At 43.8% G+C, this 9526-nt stretch carries 7 protein-coding genes; 5 read left to right on the top strand and 2 right to left on the bottom strand.

What is annotated here, in order from left to right; translation table 11 throughout:
* The first annotated feature begins 351 nt into the window (after positions 1-351).
* Positions 352-732 carry a response regulator transcription factor gene (locus B9T16_RS22060; protein ID WP_006620131.1) on the top strand — a complete coding sequence of 127 codons (381 nt, stop codon included), beginning with the start codon at positions 352-354 and terminating at the stop codon, positions 730-732.
* Positions 733-796: 64 nt separating this feature from the next.
* Here the strand turns inward: B9T16_RS22060 and B9T16_RS22055 are convergent, their stop codons facing one another.
* A complete protein-coding gene (locus B9T16_RS22055) occupies positions 797-2050 on the bottom strand; it encodes a hypothetical protein (RefSeq protein ID WP_410245768.1) in 1254 nt (417 codons plus the stop codon).
* Between the two features lie 91 nt (positions 2051-2141).
* Here B9T16_RS22055 and B9T16_RS22050 point away from each other — a divergent pair, with 91 nt between their 5' ends.
* The 3 genes from B9T16_RS22050 to B9T16_RS22040 all read left to right on the top strand — a co-directional run bounded on the left by B9T16_RS22050 (position 2142) and on the right by B9T16_RS22040 (position 4915).
* Positions 2142-2264 carry a hypothetical protein gene (locus B9T16_RS22050; protein ID WP_410245767.1) on the top strand — a complete coding sequence of 41 codons (123 nt, stop codon included), beginning with the start codon at positions 2142-2144 and terminating at the stop codon, positions 2262-2264.
* A 113-nt stretch (positions 2265-2377) separates the two neighbouring features.
* Positions 2378-2806 (top strand): hypothetical protein, encoded by a 429-nt coding sequence (locus B9T16_RS22045; protein WP_410245769.1) that lies wholly within the window; start codon positions 2378-2380, stop codon positions 2804-2806.
* A gap of 63 nt (positions 2807-2869) precedes the next feature.
* A complete protein-coding gene (locus B9T16_RS22040) occupies positions 2870-4915 on the top strand; it encodes an ABC1 kinase family protein (RefSeq protein WP_410245766.1) in 2046 nt (681 codons plus the stop codon).
* Between the two features lie 42 nt (positions 4916-4957).
* Here the strand turns inward: B9T16_RS22040 and B9T16_RS22035 are convergent, their stop codons facing one another.
* Complete coding sequence (locus tag B9T16_RS22035) at positions 4958-5590, bottom strand: N-acetyltransferase (protein ID WP_410245765.1); 633 nt, start codon at positions 5588-5590, stop codon at positions 4958-4960.
* A 262-nt stretch (positions 5591-5852) separates the two neighbouring features.
* Here B9T16_RS22035 and smc point away from each other — a divergent pair, with 262 nt between their 5' ends.
* Entirely contained in the window at positions 5853-9461 is a 3609-nt protein-coding gene (gene smc / locus B9T16_RS22030) for a chromosome segregation protein SMC (RefSeq protein ID WP_410245764.1), read from the top strand.
* Positions 9462-9526: the final 65 nt, after the last annotated feature.

Genomic DNA, 9526 nt, shown 5'->3' with positions numbered 1-9526 from the left:
TACTTTTTTCGCAATTATTAAGGAATCGTTAAGATTTCCGATTTTGCGTTTTGACCTTGAGTTCCCTGCCTTGTTTTGTATATTTCTATACCAAACTTTGGGACATATAAACAGTTGTGGGATGGTCAGGGTATGAGTTCCTTATATTTCACCAAGGGGTGAAAGTCCCACTAGGAAGTTATTTCAGGCATTTCAGCCTTATTTGATTCCTAAACGTCTCGCACCGTAGTATATATAATGCAACACAAAATGATTTCTCTTTTAAAGAGGTGGGTATTGTTAAGCTCAAGGGTAAAAAAAATAAAATAGAAGTCTTTGAAGTGTTATATTGAATGGTTTAGGGGAAAGCTGATGTCACTAAGTATTTTAATTGTAGATGATGAACCTCACATCAGACTATTGCTTCAACAAACTTTGGAAGAACTAGAAGATGAGGGTGTGGAGTTATTAATCGCTGATAACGGTGAGGCGGCGATCGCCATTATCAAACAACAAAAGCCGGATTTGATTTTTCTGGATGTGATGATGCCGAAAATGAATGGTTTTGATGTCTGTAACGCCGTCAAAAATGAACTGGGATTATCTGATGTTTTTGTGATTATGCTCACTGCTAAAGGTCAGGAATTTGATAAACAACAGGGTGAAAAGGTGGGAGCCAATTTGTATATGACTAAGCCCTTTGATCCCGATGAAGTCCTAGAAAAGTCCCTGGAAATCCTCGGGATGTCTTAACTGCTAATCAGGCGCATTTTAGCGCCTAACCCCCAACTCACAAAAATTCGATCCTGACTTCCTCTTAACTACCTAAGTTAAGAGTTTGTTTGATTTCATCAATGCAATTATCAGGGTTCACAATGGTTAAGCCTCGTAGTGTAGTCAGGTCTCTTGTTTGTTGTGTATCTGCTTGTAATAATACCATCATCGACGATTTTTTCGGTAATTCTAGAGAATTTCTATGAGCCTCATAGGTACTGATAGTCGGGCTATAACCTTTACCTGATTTGCATTCAACCCAGAGAACTTGCTGGTTCACCCAAAACAGAAAATCTAACTCAAATACATTTCCATTGGCAAATTCTAGCTTAGGATTGATTAAGCATTGATAGCTGAGGTTATACTCATTAAAGAAATTGGTGATTTTTAGGTAAATAAACCTCTCAAACCACATACCATTAAAGAAATTGATAATTGGTCCTTGGGGGTCAACTTTACCGGAAATGGTTTTACTACTTTTATTATAGTGATAGGTTGACAGAAAGCTGAGACGACTTAGCCTATTACATAATTGTGTCGATTGCAATATCTCGGCTTGACTACTATTAGATAAGTTGAGATGAAAAGGACTTTTGCTACAAATACTCTGGACGATCGCCTGATGTAATCTACTTAAATCTTGGTAGTTATTACCAATGATATCGGCTAGTTGATTGAGGACGTCATCAGAGGCACTGGGTTGATTACTACTGTTAACTTTAATCTCCAGTTGTTGTAGCCAGTTAGTGAGTTGGGTTGGGTTTTCAGGGTTATGGGTTTCTATGGGCTCAGGTGAAGGAATCTTAGGTTCTAATACCTGTAAGACCCTTTCTAATTGGGATGAAATTTGAGACAGACGGTTAATTTCGTTTTTGACCGATTCGTGTAACTGTTCCAAGTCTTGTTTGAGAGGGAGTAAGTCTGAAGCATTGCCGTTTATTTCCGGTGCGGTAAGAGTCCGAGGTGAGTTGACTTCTAAGGCGATTACATTCTCATTCTTCTTCTGCTCAACTTCGACTCGATAAACTAATTTCCAACGACCTTCATTGGTCTTATAGATTTTTATGGAGTTAATACACTGTAAGTTAAACTTGCTGGCTTCAACATACTTATAAACAGCATCCCCTACGGTTTTTCCTCCCAGGCGAGAAGATTCTAAAAATAACTTAATATCTCCTTGATCACAGTCAAACCTTACCCGAATACCTTTCGATTCTAGTTTGTTTTGAATTAATGTAGCGATCGCATTAATATCCCCTTGTTTGGCTAGGTCTAAAACCGAGAAAGCCGTACTCATTCTAAGAGTCCTCGTTAATTGAGCCATTAGCAACAACTGTCTACTGTTGCCAGTAAATTCATTTTAAGCCGCATACTATAAACTAGACAATGTGGAAATTACGGAAAATTCCCTGGTCAAATCTGCTTATACTCACCCAACCATCCGTAAAAATACTGGTTTGTATTGCTACAGTATTGATAATCAATTATTAGTCATTGGTGCTAAAACTTAAATATTATTAAAGGTTTGAATTACCTCAATCTCAGCTTTTTTAAGCTAAAATCATCAATAGGAGTCAGAAATTCTCCCAATTAGCAAAGATTAATGTCAACCCTAAAAAAAATTATGGCTTCCGAAAACCAAGTAAAACAATATCTAGCCTACTGGTTTCAGTTAGGCAAAAAGGTTGTCCTGAATAACGGCAGCCAAACTCAACTACCATTAAGGATTATTGCAGGCGATCGCTATAGCCAAGAATTCGAGGAGTGCTGGGAACAAATTTTAAGTCCAGAGTCTGGCGACTGCTACCTAGAGGGAACCAATGAGACCATAGCACAACTACTGACACCCGAATGGGAAATCATCGACTGTGCTAGGTGTGCAATGCCTATTCCGGTCCGCATTCACGGTATGCCAACACCCTGCTGTCCCTGTTTTGACCTCAAAGATTGGCCTAACTCCGAATCACCTGCTCCCAGGCTTCCGGTCAACAGCCGTTGTCACTTACTTAATCTATGTCATAGACTGAGGCAAGAGTCAATTCAACAGGCTTAGAACTTTAGCTGAAAATTTGTTAAGATAGTTTACAATCACAATCAGACCCTAACCAAGATTTACATGACAGCTAAACCAGTGTTGCCTACATTGTCCGAGGCTGACTCCAATTCACTAACACCGAAAGCACTCGAAACCGAGGCCATTGATGTGAACTTCTCGGAAACCATAGATACACAAGCAAACTCCGAGGAAGTCTTATTGCGTTATGACCCCGAAGCGATCGCCAATCATTATCGTTCGCGGATTTTTGAGGTTTGGGGTCGCCTGTTGTCAATTATCTGGAAACTCGGATTTTGGTATTGGGGAATTTGGAGCGATCGCCGATTTGCTAGGGGCGATCGTAATCAGCGCAAACGAGCCATTCAACTGCGAAACCTGCTGACCGAACTCGGTCCAGCTTTCATCAAAATCGGACAAGCCTTATCAACCCGTCCTGATTTAGTAGCGCCACTATATCTTGAAGAATTAACCAAACTCCAGGACCAATTACCCCCCTTCCCCAACGAAGTAGCCTATAAGTTTATTGAAGAAGAATTAGGCGATCGGCCAGAAAACATCTATGCTGAACTTAGCTCCGACCCCCTCGCCGCCGCCTCCCTAGGACAAGTCTATAAAGGCAAACTGAAAACAGGTGAAACCGTAGCCGTTAAAGTTCAGCGTCCTGACCTATGCGAAAGAATAGGACTAGATATTTATATTCTCAGAACGTTGGCAATTTGGGCGAATAATAACCTGAAATTTATTCGCAGCGACTTAGTAGCGATTATGGATGAGTTGGGGAGTCGCATCTATGAAGAAATGGACTACAACCAAGAAGGTCGTAATGCGGAACGCTTCCAAGAACTCTACGGACATTTAAAAGATATTTATGTACCCCGTATCTATTGGGAATATACCGGACGGCGGGTGTTAACAATGGAGTGGGTAACGGGAACCAAACTCACGAATTTAGAAGAAATTGCCGCCCAAGGAATTGATGCTCGTTATTTAATTGAAGTGGGGGTACAATGTTCCCTCCGTCAACTCCTAGAACATGGATTTTTTCATGCTGACCCTCACCCAGGTAACTTGCTGGCTAGTCCAGATGGAAAGTTAGTTTATCTCGATTTCGGGATGATGAGCGAGGTTAAACCATATCAGCGTTATGGTCTACTAGAAGCGGTGGTGCATTTAGTTAATCGGGATTTTGAAGGTCTAGCACATGATTATGTCAAGCTAGAGTTTTTGAGTCCTGACACAGACCTAACCCCGATTATCCCAGCTTTAGGGGAGGTGTTTAACAATGCTTTGGGTGCTAGTGTAGCCGAGTTGAATTTTAAAAGCATTACTGATGAACTTTCGGCTTTGATGTATGAGTACCCGTTTAAGGTGCCGGCTTATTATGCGTTAATTATCCGATCGCTGGTAACTTTAGAAGGAATTGCGATTAATGTTGACCCCAATTTTAAAGTTCTCAGCAAAGCCTATCCCTATGTAGCGAAACGCTTATTAAGTGACCCAGCGCCAGAGTTACGAACTTCTCTGCGCCTATTACTATTTAAAGATGGTTCCTTCCGGTGGAATCGTTTGGAAAATTTGCTCAAAAATGCTAAAAATAGCGATGATTACGATATTAATCAGGTTCTCGATCAGACTTTAGATTTTATTTTCTCGGAAAGAGGAGAGTTTATCCGAGAAAATCTGGCGCGGGAATTGGTTAATAATATTGATTTGGCTTCCCAAAGTGCGATCGCTAAAGCACAAAGGACTATTGCTCAATGGATGGGGGTAAAAACTCAGCCACCAGTCCAGTCAGTATCAGAAACTGATCGTAAAAATCTTGATCATGTTCAGCGGATTATTGCTATTCTTCAGGAAACTAAGGGTTTTGACCCTATGTTATTAGTACAGCGGGTTCCGAACTTGTTAGGAAAACCGGAAGTGCGAGATTTGAGTCAGCAGGTCGCCGGGGATTTAGCACAAAGAGCGATCGCTCGTCTCCTTCGAGAGATGTTAGCCTCGGATGAATCTAACCCTTCATCCCAAAACGGACATTCGTCTAAACCTGCTGAGGTTAAACCTTTCCCACAATTATCTCTCCCCGCCGCCTTTCGGTTTGATAATTGATAACTAATTAACCCGCTCTATTATCACAGGTAATTACCATGACTAACTAATCAAATTAATGTCGTGTTTAATATCTGCAATCCCATGAAAAATCGAGTCATCAGGATTGCAGTTATATACCTCTGAATATAAATCGCGGATTAACTGCTGTACAAGGGTTTTGGGTAACTTGTCCTGATGTTTTTCACCGATAATCATTAACATCATTTCGGTGGTTGTAGTGCCATCTAAGGCAGGTAAAATATAAATAATGTCCTGAAATATTCGAGCGCCTAACCTTTGATAAAAGGCAACGCGGCGCTGTTTTAACTGGCGATTTTCGCCAAAATCAGGATGTTCTACCTCTAAGATAAGTGATTTGTCATCCTGTTGAACGACATTGATAATATATTCTAAAAACTGAGAACCGATTTTAATATTTCTTAAATGGGGAACAGTCGCCAAATATCCTAATAAAACAAATTCCGAATTTGGCAAAGGATGAACAATAGACATGAGGGCGAATTGCTGCTGATAATATCCCCCCCAGAGTTGAATATTGCCCAACTTGAGAGACCGGGATACGATAGGAATAGGGATGATTTCCTGGGGAGAAAAACTCTGTTGATAAAGTGCGATCGCCTGAGCAAAATCAGGATTTTCGAGGGTAATTTGTTGAAACTCCACCTCAGACATATTAATCAATTAACTCCTAGTTGATATCCTACTTAATCGAAGAAACCCCTTGAAACAGTAAAATCAGACCGCCCACCAAAATAGCGATCGCCAAAAACCCGATAATCCCATCAAGTAGCGCCGTATCTTCCATAATCTACCTTCCTAGCCTAGGGTAAACAGGTCCCCATGTTACCACGATTACGGAAAAAGGCACTAAACCTATGCTACCCTTGTTGATAAAACCCCTATAATACCTTATTTGCAAACTTAACCAGCCTCAATGGTTCACATCAAGCGCGTGGAACTTACTAACTTTAAATCCTTCGGTGGCACTACATCAATTCCGCTGCTACCGGGGTTTACAGTGGTGTCTGGACCGAATGGTTCTGGGAAATCCAACATTCTTGATGCTCTATTATTCGCCCTAGGTCTGTCCTCGTCGAAAGGAATGCGGGCGGAAAGATTACCCGATTTGGTGAATAATTCCCAAAGCCGGAAAACGACGGTAGAAACTCGGGTTACGGTTACTTTTGACCTATCAGACCTAACATTTCCCGAACTAGAAGAGGAACCGACGCAACTGGGAGGGGAGGGAGAAACGGTAACAGAAGGGGAAGAAACGGGACTGGTAGCTAAGGAAGAATGGAGTGTAACCCGGAAATTGCGGGTGACAAAACAGGGAACCTACACCTCTACCTACTATATCAATGGGGAACCCTGTACGCAAACTGAACTACACGAACAACTAAACCGTCTGCGGATCTACCCAGAAGGTTATAACGTTGTGCTTCAGGGAGACGTGACGGGTATTATCACGATGAAACCGAGGGAAAGGCGGGAAATTATCGACGAACTGGCGGGGGTAGCACAGTTCGATCGCAAAATTGTTCTAGCTCGCGAAAAACTCGATACGGTCAAAGAACGGGAAGAACGTAGCCGCATAGTTGAACAGGAACTAATTAGCCAACGCGATCGCCTGGCTAAAGACCGCGCCAAAGCGGAAAAGTATCAAAAACTCAAGGCTGAATTACAGGAAAAAAGCCTTTGGTACGCTATCGGTCACTATCAAACCCTACAACAACAACTCTGGCGACTGCGGGAACAAATAGAAGCAGGCGATCGCAGCCATAGTGAATTGACGGAACAATTCCAACAACAGCAAAGCCAAATTAAACAAGCAACCACTACCCTAGAAACATTAAACGCTCTAGTAAAAGCTATGGGGGAAGAAGAACTGCTGCAACTCCAGTCAACCCTGGCTACCCAGGAAGCGGAACTGGGTTCTACTGGACAGAGGCGGCGGGAATTGGAAACGGCGGCGCAAAAGGTGAGTGAGCAGATCCGACAAACCCAAGGGGCTATTGAAGAACATAGCCAAACTCTGGCTAATTTGGAACAGCAAAAAAAGAGGGAAACGGAGTTAGCACGGGTTCGGGAAAGCGATCGCCATGTCGCCCAAACTAGCCTGAACGAAACCCGTAGCCAGGCTGATAAAATAGCTAATCAAGCGGAAACTTGGATGGTGCAACAGACGGAACTACACCGCCAAATAGAAGCGCTGCAAAATAGCCTCAACCCCCAAAAGACAGAACAAGCGAGACTGCGGGAAAGATCGGAACAACTACAGCGCCAAACCCAGGAAAGGGAACAGGCGCTAAAATCCTTACAGGAGCAATTAACTACGGAACAGGAAACTCTGGAAACGGCTACTAAGGCTCGCGATCGCGCGGCTGTTCAGGTAGAGTCTCTATCGCGCATAGTGACCGCCCTAGAAGAAGATCTGTCTGTACAACAAGACACACTCAACCGCTTATTAGAAGAACAGCGGGAACGTCAACGTAAATTAGACCGCCTGGAAGCTCAACAACAAGCCCGTGAAGAGGCGACGGGGAGCTATGCGACTATGGCGATTAAAAAAGCTGGTTTAACTGGGGTCTGTGGTTTGGTATGTCAGTTGGGACGGGTAGAACCAAAATATCAACTAGCTTTAGAAATTGCTGCGGGAGGTAGGTTAGGACATTTAGTGGTAGAAGATGATACGGTGGCGGCAGAGGCGATCGCTCTGTTGAAACGAGAAAAAGCGGGACGGGCTACGTTTCTCCCCCTCAACAAAATTAGACGATCATCAGAGAGAATGGAAACTTCCATCCCCGCGCTCCTTGATGGATTGGTAGACCTGGCAGTAAATTTAATTGAATGCGATCGCCGTTATGATCACATTTTCGATTATGTCTTTGGCAAAACCTTAGTATTTAAGTCCCTAAATCAAGCCCGCCGCTATCTGGGACAATATCGGATGGTGACATTAGATGGGGAATTGCTAGAATCTAGKGGGGCGATGACTGGCGGTAGTAGCACATCCCGTTCAACTCTGCACTTTGGTAGTGTAGATGATCAAGCTAATGCCTCAGCCCGTGATATCGCCACGACTAAAGAAAGATTAGCCGAAATAGAATTGCTACTGGGCCGCCTGGGTCAAGGTATTGCAGAGGGGGCGCAAACGGCTAAACAACGTTCTGCGGAATTAATCGAGGCTAAACAAAATCTGCGAGAGGCTACCCAAAAGGTGACTCAAGTAGAATCCCAAATTTTAGCTATTACCACGACTAGAGAACAAATGCGATCGCACTTAGCCACGCAAACCCAAGAATGTTCTACCGCGAGGGAACGTCTAGCAGCACTAGATAGCACGATTCCCGCCGCCGAACAACAACTACAAAGCGATCGTGAAACACTGGCCCAATTGGAAATCACCAACAGCCACAGTGAATGGCAACAGATACAAATTCGGCTACGACAACAAGAAGCGCACCTGCAAGCCCAAGAAACCGCCCTCCGAGAAGTTGAACAGCGGTTAATCGATATTGATACCCAATCGGCCACGCGGCGCGAAAAGTTGGCAGCAGACCACCGACGCGCGGCTGAGTTCAAGCAGCAGCAAGAGTCCTTTAAACAACAAATCACCGATACCCAAAACCGCATTACCACCATAAATAACCAAATTAGAGAAACCCGCGCCGCCATGGCTCAGGTTGAGCAACGCTTGGGGACGGCAAAACAAGAACGCGATCGCGCTGAAACACAACTGCGGGAAATGCACACCGCCCAGTCGCAGTTAGAATGGCAGATCCAGAAACTTGAGGAAACCCAACTAGGACGACGTGAACAACTCAACATTAAACAGCAACAACTCGAAACCCAAAAAGCTGAACTTCCCGACCCACTACCCACCATTCCCGAAAAACTGGATCTGGCTACCCTCCAACGGGAGATGAAATCCCTCACCAAGGGCATGGAAGATCTCGAACCTGTCAATATGTTAGCCCTAGAAGAGTACGAACGTACTACTACCCGCCTAGAGGAGTTAAGCCAAAAACTGGCTACCCTACACGGGGAGAGGACAGAACTACTATTACGCATTGAAAACTTTACCACCCTCCGCCGTCGGGCGTTTCAGGATGCCTTTGATGCCGTTAACCAAAACTTCCAAACTATTTTCGCTGAATTGTCCGAGGGAGATGGATATTTGCAAATTGATGACCCAGAAGAACCCTTTAATAGCGGCTTAAATTTAGTCGCCCACCCCAAGGGTAAGCCTGTACAGCGCTTAACTTCTATGTCGGGAGGGGAGAAGTCCCTAACGGCCCTAAGTTTTATTTTTGCCCTCCAGCGTTACCGACCCTCCCCGTTTTATGCTTTTGATGAGGTTGATATGTTCTTGGATGGGGCAAATGTTGAACGATTAGCTAAAATGATTAAACAACAAGCAGAACAAGCCCAGTTTATTGTGGTTAGTCTGCGTCGCCCAATGATGGAAGCCTCCCAGCGGACCATTGGGGTAACACAAGCTAGGGGAGCTTATACCCAGGTTCTGGGTATCAAATTGTAGTAAGTGTTTTTAGAGGTAAGGCGATCGCATTTCGGCGGCGAGCCTATTTAGTAGGTTGGGTGGAG

The organism is Arthrospira sp. PCC 8006 (assembly GCF_046480465.1).
In the GTDB taxonomy this organism is placed as follows: Bacteria; Cyanobacteriota; Cyanobacteriia; order Cyanobacteriales; family Microcoleaceae; genus Limnospira; species Limnospira platensis.
This window is presented reverse-complemented; position numbering and strand designations above follow the sequence as displayed.

Bases quoted from the DNA above. Each gene is read 5' to 3' on its own strand.
- B9T16_RS22060 (WP_006620131.1), top strand. From the start codon at position 352: ATGTCACTAAGTATTTTAATTGTAGATGATGAACCTCACATCAGACTA.
- B9T16_RS22055 (WP_410245768.1), bottom strand. From the start codon at position 2,050: ATGAGTACGGCTTTCTCGGTTTTAGACCTAGCCAAACAAGGGGATATT.
- B9T16_RS22045 (WP_410245769.1), top strand. From the start codon at position 2,378: ATGGCTTCCGAAAACCAAGTAAAACAATATCTAGCCTACTGGTTTCAG.
- B9T16_RS22040 (WP_410245766.1), top strand. From the start codon at position 2,870: ATGACAGCTAAACCAGTGTTGCCTACATTGTCCGAGGCTGACTCCAAT.
- B9T16_RS22035 (WP_410245765.1), bottom strand. From the start codon at position 5,590: ATGTCTGAGGTGGAGTTTCAACAAATTACCCTCGAAAATCCTGATTTT.